The organism is Dictyobacter alpinus (genome assembly GCF_003967575.1).
GTDB classification, from domain to species: Bacteria; Chloroflexota; Ktedonobacteria; order Ktedonobacterales; family Ktedonobacteraceae; genus Dictyobacter; species Dictyobacter alpinus.
Genome location: NZ_BIFT01000002.1, coordinates 687591 through 706853 on the forward strand (window position 1 = coordinate 687591; position 19263 = coordinate 706853).

Consider the following 19263-nt stretch of genomic DNA (forward strand, 5'->3'; position numbering starts at 1 on the left):
CTTCTTCGATCTTGCTCATATCCTCTGAAGGTTAGGGATTACAGAAAGGGCACTGGCCTGCATCGGCGTGCTGCAATCCGTCTGGACGGCCATGGTGTTCCCGGTAAGAGCAGGCGGGGCAACCGAAAATCACGGCGCGTAGCAGTTCGGTTGGTTGACCACACCAGCCACAGGGCAATCCCAACTCGTGATCAACGACGCCCCAGCCCGGTGTCGCGCAGTGTGGACAGAGGCACGCCAGGCGCTGCGCCAATTGCTCGGCTAGCTGGCTCAGCACGCGGCGACGGGTTGGATTCATATGAGCGCGCAAATCGCTCTCGATATGAGCCAGCCCCACAGGCGATGCGGCCGCGCACAGCGTAATGAGTTCCTGCAAGCGTTGTGGATCAATGACCGCTTTGAAGAGCAGATCGGGTTGGAGCACGCCCTCGGGACGCACAATGAGTGCATGGGATGGGAAACGAGCACGCGCCAGAAATGTTTCGACGGCAGCGAACGTTCGTGCCGTACATTGCGCGGCCACCACGTCCTCACTAACCAGCATTTCCTGCACCTGAATGCCACGTTCATCATCGATGAAGACCATGAGTTCCGTATCGGCCAGCAGCAGCGGGAGAGCAGGATGTGGGCCAAAGCTTCCTTCATTGGCCAGACCCAATGGAGATCCACTAAGCTGCATGCCCAGACGAGCCTTGGCATAGGCCGTCTCCGTAGGCGAGCCGGTGCGTGAAATCTCGCCAGTAAAGGTACCCAGCACATCCGTGTCGATGCCCACCGGCACCTCCACTCGCATCTGTAGCCTCTGCGAGAAGGCAGGCGCGATCTGCTCTTCTTTCCCATGTTTGGTCGCCAGCGAGACACTCCTGCCCACATAGGGATGAGTCGTACGCGATCCGGCGGCATTCCTTTTCTCAGAACGAGCTGATCCCGCTTGTTGCATCTACATTTTTTCCTCTCTTGATTGAAAAGCCATCGTCAACGTCGCTCACTCACGATGAGCGTAGTTCACCCGAGTAAACAACATGCCATGGCCTCAAGACACGAATAATATATCGTGAAAATAATAGCATATATAGCCATCCGATGCAACCACGCTGCTGTAGAAAAGGAAAGCTCGGATACGGATAGAGATTGGACCTGCTCCATCAACGCCGATCGAACTTACTTGCATTATATTCGTCATCTGGATTGGAACCAGCTCTGCGCCCTAAGAATGAGTATTGTGAGAGGTTTCGTGCATGATCTGTTCTAACAAATCGCCAACGCGCTGACCATGTTGGGCCGGGTGGCGTAGTGGCTTGTCCAGGTCGGTTGCGTAACGATTACTTCTGCCTTCACGAAAAGCCTGTACATAGCCATCCTGTTCAAGATCACTTAAGATGCGTTGCACCGCACGCTCGGTAATACCGACCGTCGCAGCAATCTCTCTGGCGGTCAGGCGAGCATTCTGGGTCACGCACAAAAAGACCTGGGCGTGATTGGTTAAAAATGTCCATTTGGGACGCATAACAGCATTTCTCCTTTTGATAAGCAATTATGTGTGGTGCGAGCACGCTCCCTCCACAATGGGTCATGCCAACCTACCAGTTTTTTAGCGACGAGACAAAACCCTTGACAAACGTGCCCTCTTTACCGCATCATAATACATGAATTATAATTCGTGTTTTGTTTTTCGTAACTAACTTTACATGGTAATCATAGCATCTTTTTGGAACGAAAGGAACGGTATGGTCACTGCTTTAGAGAACGGGATCCGCCTGTCAGTGGTGTTTATTACACTCATGATGGTTCTGTTGCTGGGGATTCCTGTATTCCTCCACCGCTCATCTACCATGTGTATGGTACGCTATGTGCAGATACATTTTGGGGTGGTATGGATATGTGCGCTCAGCCTTTTTATCCTGGTGGTCGTGCACGGTCCATGCGATTTCTCCCTGCTACGGGTGCCACTGGCAGCCACGCAGATTGTTTCCGTGGGCTTTCTCCTGGATCGTATCAGTGTGAGCATGCTTCTCCTGGTCATCACGGTCAGTGGAATTGTCCATCTCTATTCGTTGAGGGCGATGCAAGAGGAGCGTTACTTTCCCCGCTACTTTTTCCTGCTGAGTCTGGTAACCCTCGAAGTGATTATGGTCATTCTCGCCAACAATCTATTGATGCTTGGACTCTTCTGGATGCTCAAAGGCTTAACGCTCACCTTTTTGCTCGCCCACTACCAGCATCGCCCGTTTTCCTGGCGTGCGGCATGGATGAAATTGCGCATTGACCTGATTGGAGACATCGCACTGCTGGGTGCGCTTATCCTGACATGGCACGTATTTGGGACGTTGAGCATTCAAGCCATCCTTTCCACCAGCATGGAGCACGTTCGGGGGGTTCAGGGAACCTTTCTCACCGCCTTCCTTCTGGTAGCGGTCATGGCCAAATCAGCGCAACTGCCATTTCATAGCTGGCTACCATCCTCCGTGGAAGCGCCCACACCCGTCTCAGCGTTAATGCATGCCGGTCTAATCAACGCCGGCGGTTTCCTCTTGATCCGTTTGAGCGCGCTCATCGTTGCTACCCCATTCACGATGGGATGCGCCATCATCATCGGCAGCCTGACCGCCTTGTATGGAACCATGGTCATGCTCACCCGCAACGATGTCAAAGGTATGCTCGTCTATTCAACCATGGGACAGATGGGGTTCATGATCCTGGAATGTGGTCTGGGCCTGTTCGCCCTGGCCCTGCTGCACATTATCGTCCATGGCTTTTTCAAAGCATACGCCTTTCTCAATTCGGGGTCAGTAATTCAGCAGAAAAACAGGAACCGTCTCTTCTCTCCTCCCGCATCCGCCACACCGCTCACCTCGGCGCGTGTCCTGCTCATAAGCGGTCTGCTTGTCGCGTTAGCCTTTATCCTGATCCAGATCGTCATTGATCCACCACTCAAGCCTGGCAACGGTATCCTGCTGTTTGCCTGGATAACGATCGCCCATGCCCTCGCCAGAGCGTTACGTATCTCCTTCCCTGTCCCACGGCACATCCTGCCTGCGACCATCGGCGTACTCGGCATCATCTTCATCTACACTCTCGCGATCCACCGCATCGAAGGATTTTTCGCGCCAGCCGTTGCCGCCTATCCATGGACACACAACAGCTTGCTCTTCACAAGTGGGAGCATCATCCTCTTATTCGCCGGTTTGATCTCAATCATCCTGCCAGCGCTACACCAATCACGATGGATGAACACCTTCCTTAAGAGACTCTATGTGTTTGCCCTGTACCGTGGCATGCGCAAGATGGCATAAGTGTCTGCGAGAAGCAAGCGTAGCTCACAGGAGGAGCTTTATGGAAACAACCTATACAGAGAGTATGCGTCCCATCCAGATGGATATGCAGGGAGATGTGCGACGTTCTATCCGCGAAGCGAGCCAGATCATCGCGCCTTACTGGCCACTGGATGCATTTATCGCCAATAACGCCCTGGCCAACCTGGAACATCTCCCCTTTCATCAGGCCATGCGGGACGCGCGCGCCCTGGGCAGAGGCAATGGTTTTCTGCCCCTGAAAATGTATCGTACCTTTTTCACCCAGCAGCGTATCAGTGAGCAGGATGTAAGCACCGCCATTGGCGATTTGCAAAAAATGCTTGCGCTGCCCGCAAGCATTGAGCTGGGGACCCGGACCTGGCTTCTCCAACCGGTCTACACGGCCTGGCTGTGTCAGGAAGAGACACATGAGCAGGTAAAGGCAAGACAGCCTGAACGGTGGGAGGTGATCAGGCGTCATCTGCAAGCAGCGCCTGCAGCGTTCGCGGAAGCAGGACGGAGTGGAGAAGGCAAGGAGAGCATCCCTGTCTCAGCCGAGGTCACGACCATGGTCAATAACCAGATGATCTTATGGTGCGCCGCCTTTCTCGATGAGGGACAGGCTGGCTGGAGTATGCCAGGGCGCGAGCAAGGCTTTTACCACTGCTGGAAAGATCTGGCGGGAGAAGTCGGACTCTTCAGTTTTCTGGGGGACCGCACCCTGCCTAAGAGCATTCGCGACTTGCCAGATGAGGCCAACATGGCTCTGGCACGCAGTCTACAGGGATTATCGCGACACCTCTCTGCTGGCACAGAAAACGACACGCAGCGGTTCTGGACCGAGCAATTCACACGCCATCTCGCCCAGCTCCCTGGTTGGGCAAGCATTATACGCTGGCGTGAGGAACATCCTGAATCCCTGTGGCAACAACGCTATCCAATAACGCTCACCGATTATCTGGCGGTGCGCCTCTTCTACGAGCTCACGTACCTGGAAACCAGTGTCCGGCAGCCATCTCGTAGCACGTCTCTATTGACACGCCTCTTCACTGCCAGTACCAAAGAGGGGGAACAGGAACATACAGCGGAGCTGATCGCACTCCTCGTCATACTGTGTGATAGCTTGCAGTTGGAGATGCAGGAGATTATCGATCTTCCCACCACCCATTTCGCACAACTGCTGCACCTCGCCAATGCCTGGAGCGTCGAGAAACAGCAACTGCTCTGGCAAAAGGCGTATGAGCTTCACTATCGCGATCAGTTACTCACCACCGTGCGCTCCCACCAGACGGGAAAGCCAGAAACGGCAGCAACACCCCGGGCACGGACGCAGGCCCTCTTCTGCATCGACGTACGCTCCGAGGGCCTGCGTCGCCACATCGAAGCGCTGGGTCCCTACGAAACCTATGGCGTGGCCGGCTTCTTTGGCGTCCCGATGCTCTATCATCCTTTCGGGGCAGCGGGAAACCTTACACTGGCGCCTGCCCTGATCACGCCGACCTCCCATGTAAGCGAGGTTCCTAGAGCAAGCGCCCGAACCATGGCCAGGCAGCGCTTGAGTGGTAACGCCCTGGTCTATCGCTGGCAACTACTCATCCATACGCTCCGTGAGCATCTGCTCACGCCATTCGCCTTTGTCGAAATGGTTGGAGGCTTCTTCCTCTTTCCGCTACTTGGCAGGACCCTGCTCCCCGACCGCTGGAAACAGCTACAGAGCACAATCGTGGGAAAACTCCTGCCCGACGTCCCAAGCGAGCCATCCATCCTGACCGACCCCTCGGAACCTGGTATGAGTCGAGAAGAGCAAGCGCGCATGGTTGGGAACCTATTGCGTAGCATCGGCATGACCAGTCATTTCGCGCGCCTGATCCTGCTCTGTGGCCATGGTAGCGAGTCCGAGAACAATCCCTATGCGTCATCCCTGGACTGTGGCGCCTGTGGCGGCAACGCCGGAGGCACCAGCGCCCTGGTCACCGCCAGCATCCTCAACAGTCCTGCCATTCGTGCGATCCTGGCAGAGCAAGGTACGGTACTCCCCAAGGAGACCTTCTTCCTGGCTGGGGAGCACAACACAACCACCGACGAGATCCGCATCCTGAACGAAGATCAGGTGCCTGCCAGCCATAGAGCTGAATTGCACCAGCTCAAACAAGATCTTGTCCAGGCAGGAAAAGACAACGCCGGCAGGCGCCTGCTCAACCTGCCTGATGCCAGCCGGGGACAGCAAAACGTCATCCGGCACGTCCAGCAACGGGCCTCTGACTGGTCCCAGATCAGACCTGAGTGGGGGCTGGCCCGCAACGCCGCCTTCCTCTGTGGACGCCGTAGCCTGACCACGCAACGCGATCTTGAAGGACGTGTCTTCCTGCACTCCTATGACCAGAGCCAGGATCCAGATGGCAGCATTCTGGAAGGTATCATGACGGCCCCCCTGGTGGTAGCCGAGTGGATCAATATGCAGTACTACCTCTCCACCATCGACAATCAGGCATTTGGCAGTGACACCAAACTGCTCCATAACGTCGTTGGTCAGATCGGGGTCATGCAGGGTCAGCAGAGCGACCTGCTGATCGGGCTACCGATGCAATCCGTCATGTACGGCAATGACCTCTACCATGAACCCATGCGCCTGCTCGCCATCATCGAGGCGGATCCAGAGCGCATCGCGGCCATTCTCGCACGACATGCACACCTGCACAATCTGGTAAACAATCAGTGGATCACGCTGATTGCCTACGACGCAGCCACGACAGTAGCGTATGAATTCTCATCCGCTACGAGCTGGCATGCACGCTAACATGAAGCACCTTACTCCAGCCCTTTGTCGAGGGGGCTTGTCAAACCAGGAACAAACAGATAAAGGAACAACGACCGATGATAAAAGATAGCGTTATCCTTGCAACACCGTACGCGCACCAGCCGCCATCCCTATACATATGCAGCAATGGAGCCGCGAGTAAAACGCCATGGCGGCCTTACTGGCAGCAACACCTGACAGCATTACAGCAGGAAGCCGTCCCATTCCAGTTCATGCACAGTGCGACGCCACCAACACTCCTGTTAAATACTGAGCGGCACCTGCGCCTGCCTGCACTCCTGGAGAAGCAACACGATCCCTTTGACTACTGGCCGTTCTGGAGTACTTTTATGACAGACGACCAGCATCTGAGCGACACATTTCTCTTCTTAAGCATCAGTTCTCATGAGAACTATTGGCTCACCCTGCGCTTCGATCATCGTCAACACCTTGCCTGTCTGCAGCAGATAGAGCAGGAGAACCGGCTCGTCCTGGCCATTGAACCGCAACGTGTATACCGTACCGTCACCTTTGACGCTGCCGAGTTGACCCGTCACCTCAACGAGATCAAACGTGTCCGGGGAAGCGGCCAGGATCTCCTGCAGTAAAGGGACAGCAAGCCGATACAGGTGGTGCCATCAAACGCTTCAATGTTGATGTCACTGACCTTACCTATCAGGCACAACGATATGGCACCGCCCATCAGGCGGCAAACGTGTCGTCTGTGCCTTTTTTTTGTCGGGCTCCTTTTTCGTACTATCTCACCCCTCCTGCGGTTTATCTGTCGGTGTTATCTCGCCGTGATGAAACCACCTTTTTGGGATGAGGAAACGCTTGTAACGAGCAACTACACTTGCTCCAACAAGTACTGTCCCCAGCCAGGCTGCTCCTTCACCCACAAGAATAATCACGGTTCCCATCACAACCCTTCCCTCGGTAGAAAGGGGAAGGAACGGCATCACGAAGAATGTAGCATAGATAAGACAGGACAAGATGAGGAATCCTCCCCCACCCATGGGGTCCATTTCTTTCTATTCAATGGTTGTGATGATGATTTTGTCGAGTGAAGCATCTGTTCTCCTTTGTCTTTTCAGCATTGTTTCTTGACAACTGTACCGACTGAATGGTACGCTAACAACTGTACCGGACGGTCGGTACAGTTGTCAAGAGAGAAGCGGGGAAACTAATGGCGACAACCACGAAGCGTGAGCAAATCTTATACGCAGCTAACCGCATTGTGCAGCGTGATGGCGTCACACATTTAACGATTGATGCGGTTGCCCACGAAGTTGGCATGAGTAAAGGAGGAGTCTTTTATCACTTTCCCAGTAAAGAAGCGCTCATCAAAGGGTTACTAATGCAGCTTCTTCACGATTTTGACGCCGATGTTGAGCGTGCCCTTGCTCAGGAAGCAGATCCATCCCCTGGTCGCTGGTTGCGTAGTTACATTCGAGCCTCAACAGATGAAAGTAGTTTCTCATCAGAGGAGAATGAGGCAGCATTTGGCTTGATTGCCGCCATAGCCACTGATCCAGGCCTGCTTGACCTGGCGTATCAAAGCTTTGCTCACTATCAACAACGCTCTGAGCACGATGGTCTCTTGCCGATCCAGGCAACGATTATCCGCCTGGCTATTGACGGCCTGATGTTTACTGAATTATTCCGCCTTGCAGCTCCAACAGGGACACGGCGAGCAGAGGTAATTCAAGCTCTGCTCGACATGACGCGTTCTTCTCAACACGCAAACGAGAGCACCGATGGTGAACAAAGCCAGGATAGGTGAGAAGAAGTGAGGGGGTCGCCTACTCAACTCCCTGGTATCAATGCATCAGTTCTGACAATGTCAATGGCAACAAGTGCTGTTCTGGTCGAATCTAACTCTAAAGGCATAGAAAGATCTCCTTCGTATTTTCTTCGAAACCGGTACCATCAGTTTCGACCTCATGCATTGTACTCGAGAGGAAGGCTCGTAGTCAAAAATGTTGGTCCATCACCAGTAGGATTATGCATAGACAGACCAGGGCTTTTTAATTTTCAGCCGGGAGTAACTGTCAGGCAAATCATATACAGAGTATTTCTGGTGTAGTGTGTGTTCTGCGGGCGGCCGCGGCCGCCCGCAGAACACACACTACACCAGACTCCGGCGCCGTAGGCGCCAGGAAGAGGAAAATTAAAAAGCCCTGTAGACAGACGAAGACAATTTACAACGGTACAGTCGAAGAGTAAAATGAGGAAGTCGGAGAATCAAAGGACCTGTTAAGAAAGAAGGCACTCATGGAAGAAATCGTCCTTATCACGTCGACAGGAAATACAGATATTGACACGATTTTACGTAGAGTAATAGGTAGCATGGAGACAGCGTTTTCCGGCCATATCACGGCCTATTACCTCTTCGGCAGTACTGCTGATGGGAGCCAAAGGCAAATGAGTGACATTGATGTTTGCCTGGTTTTCAAGCATCCAGTCACTTCGGAGGAGAGTGGAACGCTGGAGCAGATCAAGTCTACCTGTTTCTCGATGAGCCCCTGGGCAATAGATGTGCTTGCATTGAATGAGCCAGACTTACAGGCACATGGCCACTTCCGGATCAAAGTGGCGAGTCGCCTCCTTTGGGGAAAGGATATCCGCAGTCAGATGCCAGATATAACGCTTGAAGCGTATCTGCATCACTATACGCCTGCCCCTATCTCCTACTTTACTCAAGTCCTGCGCCATAGAAAGACAGCAACCTTCCCCCTTTCGTATCCTGATCCTTTAGCAACATTTTATGGGTATGATCAATTTTCTTTGCCTCCTCTTGGGGAAATGCGACACAACATAAAAGGATTTATCTCTACCATGTGTTGGTTGGCAACGATCCTGGTGGCCTGGCAGACAGGGAAGATGGTTGAAACGAAACGCATGAGCATCAACATGTATCGCGAATATATCCATGATGAGTGGACATCTTTTTTAGCAGAGTTGTATGAATGGGGAAGTATACGTTGGCACTATGGGGTTCCTGAGCAGGCAGAAGATCGCTTGCGACTCCGTCACCTCTGTGCGCGTGCTCTTGCTTTCGAGAATTACTACCTAAGCCGCTACAGAAGCTACCTTCTGACAGAGCTAAGGAAAGGTTCCCACTGTCAGTACTTCGCATTGGAACAACTACGAACCATGTATTTTCCTGATGAGATATGTTTAGCTGCCATCCAAGAACTTATACACAGTCACGATGAGAAGGTGCGGCAGGCAGCAGCAGTAACGTTCCAACAACTTGATCAGCTCAGAGCTTCTTCATTCTGACGTGGGCATGATGCTCTTGCCTCTCGTTGATTATTTATTGTTGTCGTTAAAACAGAGAAAAAGAGAAATGCAACGATCAGGATTCTCTAAGCTATAGGCAGGCATGTTCTCTTTTTTTATTCGATAAGTCAAATCTGACTTATCGAATAAAAAAAGAGAATATTGCTGATGTTCGCGAGTGTATGATGTTCTTTTATATGAAAAATAGATTTTTACAGACAGCATGATTACAAAAATACGGGAGGGATCCTTATGCCTTTCTTAGTTGTAGCGATTGTAGCCATGACAGTCGCATTAATTTTCTATACGATAGGGGTTTACCCCGGTCTAAAGACACGGGGCCTCCTGGGCCGTCAGGTGAACGTCTTAGTCGATATCTTAAGTCCTGGCACTTACTTTTCTTCTGGAGTGGATTGCTTTTTGATGCGACGGGAACAGTCATGATGCATTTGTTAGCGGGAGGACGATTTGATCTCAGTCTTCACAGTTTGACGGGTGCACTGGCGCTTTTACTCATGGCGGTGCATGCAATCTGGGCCACCCTTGTTTTATGGCGTCATCACAAGTCAGAATTAGAACAGTTTCATCGTTTGAGTCTGATCGTATGGATTTTCTGGTTGATTCCTTATGGCACTGGCGTTGTTCTGAATAGTGGGTTATTGAAGTGACAGGTCTTATCCTTAGAAAGTGGAAGTAAGATACTCACTAAATGACTTTTTGCCCGAGCAAGCGGCGATGCTATTCTCGCTTTTGAACTGCATCGCCACTTTCATAAAGAGAGAATGGGTTGCTGGCCCGTTTCCAGGTACGCTTGCCACACATGAACCAGTGCCAGGGAGTCGCTACTCATTTCATATCGATCGAATTACTATTTTCCGTTGCGTTGCTTTCCTGTAATGATTGCCACCACGGCAACATATCCCAGCACACCAACCGCAAACCCCACGAGCAAGCCCAGGATATTTCCCACAAGGACGACTGCAGATGGCAGAAAGGCAAGGGTGGGATCACTCCCCTCCTTCTCGATCGGTACGACGAACCGAGAAAAGGGGGCTTGCATCCTCACTCGTAATATTCCGGCAGCTTTTTCAGTCCTTCCCACTGCTCCTGGTCATGACCGAAAATCACCAGCCCAATATGCTCCCGTTCGACCAGATCAAGCAGTTTCATCGTACTGGCGCGTATCGCTTCGGCGTCCGGGTTGCTCCCGTCGTCCTGCTTGTCACGAGTAAAGCCCTTGCTGAAGGGTACAGCGTCAATCGGCAATAAAATCGCCCCCGTTTTGGGCAGCCGCACCAGCACCGATTGATGTCCCGGCACATGCCCGCTCGTCTCAATCAGTTCCAGCCCCGGCAGTAGTTCCGTGTCTCCGTCTACCAGTTGGATACGCTCCATTGGCTGATCCCATTGGGGTCGATTGGCCGCAAAACGTGGATTGCTCGCCGCATCCAGATGATGCACACGCTGAACAACATAGAGCGCCTTCGTGAATACCGCGTGTCTTCCGGCATGGTCGATATCATAATGCGTCGAAATGACGGTATCAATATCGTCTGGTTGTAAGCCAATGCTCGCCAACTGCTCGATAACGTCCTGCCCATTCTCGAAATCCGCTTCTCCTTCCGGCATACTCTCCGGTAGACCACTGTCAATCAGAATATTCTTGCCGTCACCTGTTTGCACCAGATAGCACACAATCGGAATCTGGTATTCCGGCATGGACCCAACCTGCATCAGATAAAGACGCTCGATGGCATGCTGGCTCATACGTTCCTCCTCAGAATTAAAACATATATTCACGCTGGCCCGTCCATAGAACGGGCGAAGCTGATCGCCTCCTGCTCATGTGCGAGAAGCGCCAGGATGGACTTTACAAAGGAGAGCGGCAACGCCTGAATTGATGCGGTCCCGATCATAGCATGCTTCCTGGTTATCGGATGCATGAGATTTCTCCAGCAGAAAGCGAACACCAGGCCAGTCAGGCTTGCGCACAAAAGTCTTCCACTCCCTCCTTGCATGCAAGACATTCTACCGTCAAACCTGCGCAAAAACTTCTCCTATCTTGCTCTTTTGGCCATCACGCCCCTTGCACTTTTGCCAATTGTACGGCAAGATGTCCAACCCCTCCTGCTGCCCCATTGACCAGCACTGTCTGCCTGGCCATGACACGCGTGCGTACAAAGAGGGTATGCCACGCTGTAAAGGCCGACATCGGCACTCCTGCTGCCTGAACATGATCAAGAGAAGCTGTCTTGAAAACCCCGTGCTCCGCATCTATTAGTGCATATTCGGTATACGCCGCGCCCTGATTCGGCATGCCATACACTTCATCGCCCTTTTGAACGGTTGTGACACCAGGTCCAACAGCTGCCACCATCCCAGAGATATCATAGCCCCGAATGCATGGTGGTCCAGGCGTCACTTAATCGCCCTTCTGTACACCCAGAAGCTCAGCAGTGGCGATGGCCATAATTTTGATGGAGGCGAGCAGATCGGCAATGGCCAGAGACTCGTCGACGATATGGGCCTGCGTGATTTCTCCGGGACCATAAATGATGCATTGCTCAATACCCGCATTTTGCACGACAAAACGCTGATCGTCTGTTCCAGGACTACAAACGTAGCCTGGCGTACGCCCCAGGATATGCTGGATAGCAGATGTAAAAGACTGGACAAGAGGGGTATCGGCACTCACCCAGGTAGGGGCAGCTGCGTATCGTTCTTTATATTCATAGCGAAAACCTGGAACGATTTGAGCTCGTCCTTCTAATATATTCCAGAGTTCCTGTCGGGCATCAGCCAACGTTTCATCAGTGACCAGGCGGCGATCAAAGGCTACGCTGCAACTATCAGGGACACTATTGACATGCGTCCCCCCTTGAATGACATTGAAAGAGAGGCTAGCAGTGTTAGCAGTAGCGGGTACAACAGGATAGCGATTTTGACGCTGACGTAGTTGCGGCATAAGACAACGTGCCACTTCATCAATAAAGCCAGCCATATGTTCCAGTGCGTTGACACCTTGAGCGGGAGTGCTGCCATGGGATTGGCGCCCAAAGGTCTGGATCTCTCCCCAGATCGCGCCGCGATGTCCCAGGCAAATATTATCGACATTTAATGGTTCGGTGATCACTATATAGGTGGTACGCTCAGGCGCAATCAGACCTTGTTCGACCAGTAAGCCCATGCCAGCATTTCGATTCCCCGTGCTCTCTTCATCTACGACTCCGCTTTGCTCAACAGTCCCCTGTAGTTGCAGGCCTGCACGCCTGATTGCCTCCACCGCATACACCTGGGCGGCAATACCACCCTTCATGTCTGCCGCGCCACGCCCATAAACACGGCCAGCTCGTACCTCTCCCCCAAAAGGGGCAGTTGACCACCCCATGCCAACCGGCACGACATCCATATGACCATTAAAATGGATAACTGGTGAAGAGGGGAGGCCAGGTAAACGCCCAAACACGTTGGTGCGAGGCAATCCCTCACCATATGGGGCTAACTCCGCATTTTCAGCAGCAGACAAAGCAATGTACTCAACCTGGTACCCCAACGCTTCTAGACGCTCCCCAATATAACTGGCACACTCGGGATACGCGGCACCTGGAGGATTGACACTGGGAATACGCAGCATTCCTTGCAAAAAATCGACAGCCTCTTCAATCAAGGAGTCCGCGGTCTGGATAATCGCTTGCTTATCCTCAGGTCGCAAAATATCTGGCATGGGTTATCACTCCACGAGATCATGAGAGAACAATGGCCACGATCAGATAGGCCTCTCTATAGCAGACATCAGCCGATGCTAGCGATTGACGAGTAGATTTACCCCTACAAGAAGCACACAGACAAGCATGGTCAATGTCAACGCCAACACATCAAAGCGGGCAAAGTGCAAAGCGCGCAGTTTGGTGCGATGCCACCCGGCATGGCTCCCATAGCAACGGGCCTCCATCGCGACATTGAGCACTTTGACTTTTTTAAACCCACTAACAAATAGCGGAATCAATAACAGAGAAAGCCTGGAGACACGCTGAAAGATATTTCCCTGGTCAAATTGCAGACCACGGGCCGCCTGTGCCTTCATCAAACGCTCAACTTCTGTCACAAAGATAGGCACAAATTTCAAGGCAATCACCAACACCATTACCAATGCATTCATCGGAATGCCAATCTTCTGCAACGGCGCAGTCAACACCTCCAGTCCATCCGTCAAATCTACCATCGAAGTCGTAAAAGAAAGCATAGTAACCAGGTAATAGAGAAAGAGCACGCGTACAATAGTCAGAAGGCTGTTGATGATTCCCTGCCAGGTAATACCTATGATCCACCAGTGCCAGAGCCACTGAGGCGCTTTGGGAGGGACATAAAAGAGCACTTCAAACACAAAAGCAATCAGCAAAAAGATGATAAAAGGCCGCAAGCTACGTCCTACGTAGCGAAGCGAAATGCCCGAAAGCTGATGTAGAACAATGCAGAAAAGCAAACAGAGGGCAAATGCCTGGAAAGTGCTCAGATAGGAAGTCAATCCGATCAACAACACAGCACAGATCACCTTGGCCCGCGGATCCATCCGCGCCAGCCGAGAACCATTATTGACATACTGCCCAAAGGTTATATAACGAGAAAGCTCAATCATAGCCACCACTCTTACAAAGACACTGATCCTCTTTTCAGGATACAGATCAAGGGATACGGAAACACGTTTTCAGGAGCTCTGTCTCTAGTTCCGTACGATCCAGCATATCGGTGCGCAACGTTGGGACCTGTGAATGTAGAGAAAGCGCAATCTGTGTAGCTTCAGGCAAGGCGATATCCAGGGCACGCAACTCAGCAGCCCGAGCCAGTGTCTCACGTGGTGTCCCACTAAAGACCAGCTTCCCCTTATCCAATACATGAATCGTGTCCACCAGTTCAATCACATCTTTCAAGCTACTGCTTGCATAGATAATCGTCATTCCAGTGAGTTGCTTTAGCCGTTGAATCAACGCAAACAGTTCATCGCGCCCACGTGGATCAAGGCCAGCCATCGGTTCATCAAAGATCATTACCTCTGGCTGCAAGGCTAACACCCCGGCAATCGCCACCCGACGCTTTTGTCCCCCGCTCAATGCATACGTATACCGCGTGCGAAAATCCTCATAGAGCAGACCCACCGCCTCCAGCGATTCCTGCACCAGGCGCCGCGATTCGGCTAATGGCACCTTGCGCTGACGCGGTCCGAAAGAGACATCCTTCCCCACCGTCTCCTCAAAAATCTGCGACTCAGGAGACTGGAAGACCACACCGACCTGAGAACGAATACGCGTCAACTTAAACGATTTCGCTGCTGTATCAATCCCTTCAAAAAAGAAGAAGCCGGAAGTTGGTTTGATCAAGCCAGCCAGCAAGTCAATCAATGTTGACTTACCAGATCCGGTTGGACCTACGAGACCAACCGCACTCCCAGAAGGAATCGTTAAGGCCAGTTGCCGCAAAGCAGTCAGAGCAAAAGGCGTTCCACTTCTATGGATATATGAAATGTCTTTCAACATAAAGAGAGGCACCCTTTGCTCATCGTCGATAGCTGTCATGTGTGGAGAAACAGTCGTGACGCTCTTCCGAGCATTACGCTCATCATTGACAGCAGGAACTTCGTGCTGCATAGACGCAGCAGACAAAGCAAGCTGTTCAGGCGTTAATACGACTTCTGGTAGCTGAGACCACCCCTGCGCACGTAGCGTTTGTCCAACGTGCGTCACCATCGGTACCTCAAGTCCGACTGCCTGAAGTTCGGCTCCACGCGCAAAGACATCCGCTGGCGTACCATCCATGAAGATCTGACCGGCATCCATAACAATCACCCGATCAAATGAGACGATCTCCTGCATAAAATGCGTAATATAGATGACCGCGATGCCTTGCTCATGCGCCAGCTCCTGAATAGTACGCAGGAGTCGCTGGACGGTATGGCCAGAAATCATGGTGGTTGGTTCATCCAGGACCAAATAGCGCGGTCGCATCGCCAGCACACCAGCAATAGCGACGCGTTGCTTGAGACTCACCGACAATTCACTGATCGACATCTGTGCATACGCTTCCAGGTCCAGGATCTGCATCGCTTCCTGCACGCGGGCGGCAATCTCTGCACGTGGCAACCCCAGATTTTCTGGACCAAAGGCAATTTCATCGATGATGGTACTGGCAATCAATTGATCATCAGGATTTTGAAAAACCACGCCAACACGCTGCCGAATGGTCCAGATATCCTCTCCGCCCGCATCGGTGGGTAGTTCATCTACCAGCACAGAGCCTGATTGAGGAAACACGATAGCGGCCAGTAGTTTGGTAAGGGTACTCTTGCCTGACCCATTTTGACCAATAATAGCGACTGTTTCCCCTTCACGAATAGTCAAAGACATATTTTGCAGTGCAGGAGGAACGTCCTCTTCCTCCTGCACGCTATAGGTAAATGTAGCGTTCTTGATTTCAATCATACATTAATACGGTAATTGATCACGTGACTTCGTCTCAGGAGCGTGGACAAGGCGCGCTTCGAGAATAAAGAAGATACGTACCAGAATAACAGTCAGGATCGCAGCGATAATCGCCTCAATAATGGATTGCACCAGCACAATTGGAATAATGACCTGGGCGGGAAAGTAACCTCGAATAATCAATGCGCCAACGACCAGAATAGTATTGGTGGCCGCACCCACAAAACCAGCTGCCGCCGCCGCCAGATCCCGATTAATACGCACCAGACCAGCAAAGGTCGCCCAGGCCGTCAAGCCAATAAAGAGACGCGGGATAATAGCGACAGTTGGATCTTTGAAAAAGGGATCAGTCGCGCGAAAGAAACTCACCACGCCAAAGACTAAGCCCGAGATAAGACCGACAATTGGGCCAGCAATGACGCCACCCACAATAGTTGGAATATGCTCAATAGTCGCACTACCAATCGCATTGGGAAGAGGAATAAAACCGATGTTGGGTACCACACCAAGAATAATAGTGATGGCAGCCAGCACCCCAGCAATGATAATGCGTTCCGTGGTCAATGACCAGGGACGGACGGTGGAAGGATTAGCGCTCACATTACTCACATTCATGCTCCTTCTAAAATAAAGCCAGATTCCAGATAAAATGCTGTTTGCTCTGCCAAATTGAGGCAAAAAGCAGGGGATTCAATCCTCTGACTGAGTTCCAGGGCTGTGCCCTGGCCTCCCTCTCGCCCGCGATGCAAGCGAAACGCTGCACATGAAAGAGAACAGAATACTAGTATAAACTAGAAAGGAAGAGTGGAAAAGCAAACATCTACAAAAAACAACCCTAATGATTGTAACTGTTGTTACAAGCTTACACAATGCGCTTTCTTTTTGTCAATAGTTGTTGACAAAATTGACCAACATAGTCAATAATTACAATACGGAAGGCATTTACAATCCATTGATAAGGAGGATCGAATTTTTTTCTATTTTCTTCCATTTCAATGTCGCACATGTATCGTAACAGATGTTACATTTTTCGTCGTAAAATACGCCCAAAAAACTGATGTGGACAGACAACCAAACGCGTATGAAAGAGAGGGAGCTGTGGTATGCCAACCCCAAAAACTCGCATTGGACCCCTATTACGACAAGAGAATGGTTTCTTGATCCGCGAGACGTTCCTGCGGATCGAACCAACCGTTGATGTGTATATCCGTGAGAAATGGCTGGAGCAGCCAGGTGTACGGCAGATATTGCCAGTGATTCTGTTACATGGAGCAGGTATGGATGGAGCAGGTTTTGATGTGCCAGTAGAAAATACCTCGCTGGCCGATGCTCTGGCACGCCAGGGTGCTCATACCTTTGCCTTTGATTTTCGCGGACATGGACGATCCAGCCGGGCTGCCGATGGTTTTGCCGTGACGCTTGAAAGTAGCATCCAAGATACCAGTGCAGTGCTGGATTATGTACAGGAGATCAGCGGTTCACAACAATTTGTCCTGGTGGGCATCAGCTATGGGAGCATCGTAGCCTCGGTTTTTGCAGAACGCTATCCAACACGCATTGCAGGCATCGTGCTGCTGGGTTTTCTCTACAAGACAACTGGTGTATCACTAGAAGATTCATTGGAAGAGGCAGCCAAAGCACCTGCTGGCTATGCTTTTACCACCGAAGAAGAATGGCCCGAACTCTTTATCCCAACGGCCGCCCCAGCAGTTATTGACTGGCACCAGGCGCACTTTGGAACCGCCTACGCTTATCCAGTGGGCCCTTATTTCGAGGTCCGCAAACTGCCATTCGCGATCAATCCAGAACGGTTCCAGGGCCGGGTGTTAATCATTACGGGAGACCTGGATCCCCTGGCTACCGACGCGGATGTTGCGCGCTATGTGCAGGCAGTGGGTTCGCCGGCCGAAAAGAAGTCCCATCTCAAACAGATTGGCGTTGGTCACCTTCCCTACGTCGAGGCCCAGGCTGAGGCAGTACAACAAGCAATCAACGAATTCGTGGCTGCTGCCAGTGCTGATGTTGAATAAGGAGCAGAAGAGATATGAGTAACGAAGACCAGAAGCAGACTGATCTGGCCAATGAACAAGAAGAGCAAGCGCTACAGGAGCTCCTCCAATTTCCTTTTGTAGATGCACTCTTTGGACGCCGTTCACGGCGCTTCTTTCTGGGCGCGGAGGTCCCAGATGGGCCAGTAGCATTTAAGTCGAAACATGAGCCAGTGCCACTTTCAGAGCTGGAAAAGATAGTGATACTAACCGCGGTGGGTGGTACGACAGGCTGGCATCACGCGATTACGCGCCATGATCGTTATGCCCCTCACCTCTCCAACTATGCCGGGGCCGCAGCCGGACGAACATTCCCATCAGCGGCTGGCTTTCATACCAGCGAAATCTTCTTCACTGATGACAGCGGCACCTATATCTTTAAATCACGTGACGCTCCTCCTCCTGTGCCACGACAGGCCGATGGCTCCATTTCCCTGGTAGAACTCGTCAAAGCTCATCGCTCCAATATTCAGAAGATTTCTGATCAGCGCATCTATCTACCTCCCAAAGAGCCTTATTTGGAGGGACATAATACCTGGGTCGCCAACCGGCCAGGTTCGTTGCTCGTCATCCCTACCGGAGATGTCGCCCAGCATACCATTGCCAATCTCTGCTTCTATGTGCAGAACGGCTATAGTATCTATGACGACATCAACCATCGCCGCATTCCCGGCCTTGAAAAATTCGCCGATATCGTCGATATCGACAACCCATATCCTTTAACCTTCCTGGATCAATACTCACTCACCGAATGTACTGCCGAGCTCTCAACAGCGGCTTACGCCGGTGCGCTGATGCAACAGGCACTCGGATTGGGCGGCTGGATGTTCGATGGCATCGATCGCCTCTCTATCCTGGGGGCCAGTGGAGATCCAGAGGTACCAGGATTGCGCTTTCGCTATGATACCGATGAACGTTGGGCCATTCCCAATCCGACTGGATTAGAGGGAGTTTTTGAAGCCTATTGCCCACCACACTATCCAGATATGCGCGCCGCCGTTGACGCATTTTGCGAACGGAAATTCGGCGCAGGTGGTCCTTTCAATCCAGAGACCCCTGGCATCTGGAAGGAGAGCCACAAAGTCCGAGGGAGTGCTCAGGTACACGACGAGCACTTTAGAGATTGTGTAGCCACGCAGGCTCAATATATGTTCGACACCTTTGGCAAATTTCCCGCCACCGTACCATCTGTCTTCATACTCATGTATCTGCAGACGCACCACCTCGATCTGGAATACTACGATACGCTATTCGAGCCGGGTGCCTACCTGCAAACACACGCCAACCACTTTAACCGCTGGCACTAACGAATCTTGTTCAGGAGGCCAACACAATACAATACACTTTTTTCTTGTATCAAACAGACA

General features: G+C 51.8%; 18 protein-coding genes. 8 read left to right on the forward strand and 10 right to left on the reverse strand.

What is annotated here, in order from left to right:
* Positions 1 to 31 precede the first annotated feature (31 nt).
* The gene (locus EL633_RS25130; RefSeq protein WP_126630027.1) at positions 32 to 940 is read right to left on the reverse strand and encodes a DUF6671 family protein; all 909 of its coding nucleotides are present in this window, start codon (positions 938 to 940) and stop codon (positions 32 to 34) included.
* Positions 941 to 1207: 267 nt separating this feature from the next.
* The gene (locus EL633_RS25135; protein ID WP_126630028.1) at positions 1208 to 1507 is read right to left on the reverse strand and encodes a helix-turn-helix transcriptional regulator; all 300 of its coding nucleotides are present in this window, start codon (positions 1505 to 1507) and stop codon (positions 1208 to 1210) included.
* A 220-nt stretch (positions 1508 to 1727) separates the two neighbouring features.
* Here EL633_RS25135 and EL633_RS25140 point away from each other — a divergent pair, with 220 nt between their 5' ends.
* The 3 genes from EL633_RS25140 (at position 1728) to EL633_RS25150 (ending at position 6698) form a co-directional block, all read left to right on the forward strand.
* Entirely contained in the window at positions 1728 to 3293 is a 1566-nt protein-coding gene (locus EL633_RS25140; RefSeq protein WP_161982421.1) for a proton-conducting transporter transmembrane domain-containing protein, read from the forward strand.
* Positions 3294 to 3333: 40 nt separating this feature from the next.
* A complete protein-coding gene (locus EL633_RS25145; protein ID WP_161982422.1) occupies positions 3334 to 6090 on the forward strand; it encodes a DUF2309 domain-containing protein in 2757 nt (918 codons plus the stop codon).
* Between the two features lie 77 nt (positions 6091 to 6167).
* A complete protein-coding gene (locus EL633_RS25150) occupies positions 6168 to 6698 on the forward strand; it encodes a hypothetical protein (protein WP_126630031.1) in 531 nt (176 codons plus the stop codon).
* A gap of 153 nt (positions 6699 to 6851) precedes the next feature.
* Here EL633_RS25150 and EL633_RS38305 read toward each other — a convergent pair whose 3' ends face one another.
* Positions 6852 to 7115: a transporter suffix domain-containing protein gene (locus EL633_RS38305; protein ID WP_126630032.1), complete on the reverse strand. Its 264-nt coding sequence runs from the start codon at positions 7113 to 7115 to the stop codon at positions 6852 to 6854.
* Between the two features lie 161 nt (positions 7116 to 7276).
* On the opposite strand from EL633_RS38305, the gene EL633_RS25160 reads away from it, so the two are divergent.
* The 3 genes from EL633_RS25160 (at position 7277) to EL633_RS25170 (ending at position 10043) form a co-directional block, all read left to right on the forward strand.
* Positions 7277 to 7873, forward strand: coding sequence for a TetR/AcrR family transcriptional regulator (locus tag EL633_RS25160; protein WP_126630033.1), 597 nt, complete (start codon positions 7277 to 7279; stop codon positions 7871 to 7873).
* A gap of 491 nt (positions 7874 to 8364) precedes the next feature.
* Positions 8365 to 9375 carry a nucleotidyltransferase domain-containing protein gene (locus tag EL633_RS25165; RefSeq protein WP_126630034.1) on the forward strand — a complete coding sequence of 337 codons (1011 nt, stop codon included), beginning with the start codon at positions 8365 to 8367 and terminating at the stop codon, positions 9373 to 9375.
* Between the two features lie 413 nt (positions 9376 to 9788).
* Positions 9789 to 10043 (forward strand): HsmA family protein, encoded by a 255-nt coding sequence (locus EL633_RS25170; RefSeq protein WP_246039252.1) that lies wholly within the window; start codon positions 9789 to 9791, stop codon positions 10041 to 10043.
* A gap of 200 nt (positions 10044 to 10243) precedes the next feature.
* On the opposite strand, the gene EL633_RS25175 is transcribed toward EL633_RS25170, so the two are convergent.
* The 7 genes from EL633_RS25175 to EL633_RS25205 all read right to left on the reverse strand — a co-directional run bounded on the left by EL633_RS25175 (position 10244) and on the right by EL633_RS25205 (position 16457).
* A complete protein-coding gene (locus EL633_RS25175) occupies positions 10244 to 10435 on the reverse strand; it encodes a hypothetical protein (protein WP_126630036.1) in 192 nt (63 codons plus the stop codon).
* 2 nt (positions 10436 to 10437) lie between these two features.
* Entirely contained in the window at positions 10438 to 11142 is a 705-nt protein-coding gene (locus EL633_RS25180) for an N-acyl homoserine lactonase family protein (RefSeq protein ID WP_126630037.1), read from the reverse strand.
* A gap of 310 nt (positions 11143 to 11452) precedes the next feature.
* A complete protein-coding gene (locus EL633_RS25185; RefSeq protein ID WP_126630038.1) occupies positions 11453 to 11797 on the reverse strand; it encodes an alcohol dehydrogenase catalytic domain-containing protein in 345 nt (114 codons plus the stop codon).
* Positions 11798 to 13099 (reverse strand): ArgE/DapE family deacylase, encoded by a 1302-nt coding sequence (locus tag EL633_RS25190; RefSeq protein ID WP_126630039.1) that lies wholly within the window; start codon positions 13097 to 13099, stop codon positions 11798 to 11800.
* A 78-nt stretch (positions 13100 to 13177) separates the two neighbouring features.
* Positions 13178 to 14011: an energy-coupling factor transporter transmembrane component T family protein gene (locus tag EL633_RS25195; RefSeq protein ID WP_126630040.1), complete on the reverse strand. Its 834-nt coding sequence runs from the start codon at positions 14009 to 14011 to the stop codon at positions 13178 to 13180.
* A gap of 46 nt (positions 14012 to 14057) precedes the next feature.
* Positions 14058 to 15848 carry an ABC transporter ATP-binding protein gene (locus tag EL633_RS37660; RefSeq protein ID WP_126630041.1) on the reverse strand — a complete coding sequence of 597 codons (1791 nt, stop codon included), beginning with the start codon at positions 15846 to 15848 and terminating at the stop codon, positions 14058 to 14060.
* 3 nt (positions 15849 to 15851) lie between these two features.
* Complete coding sequence (locus EL633_RS25205) at positions 15852 to 16457, reverse strand: ECF transporter S component (RefSeq protein WP_218027577.1); 606 nt, start codon at positions 16455 to 16457, stop codon at positions 15852 to 15854.
* A gap of 494 nt (positions 16458 to 16951) precedes the next feature.
* Between EL633_RS25205 and EL633_RS25210 the strand changes: the two genes are divergently transcribed.
* On the forward strand, positions 16952 to 17878 hold the full coding sequence (locus EL633_RS25210; RefSeq protein WP_126630043.1) for an alpha/beta fold hydrolase: 927 nt from the start codon (positions 16952 to 16954) through the stop codon (positions 17876 to 17878).
* A 14-nt stretch (positions 17879 to 17892) separates the two neighbouring features.
* Positions 17893 to 19203, forward strand: coding sequence for a hypothetical protein (locus EL633_RS25215; RefSeq protein WP_218027578.1), 1311 nt, complete (start codon positions 17893 to 17895; stop codon positions 19201 to 19203).
* Positions 19204 to 19263: the final 60 nt, after the last annotated feature.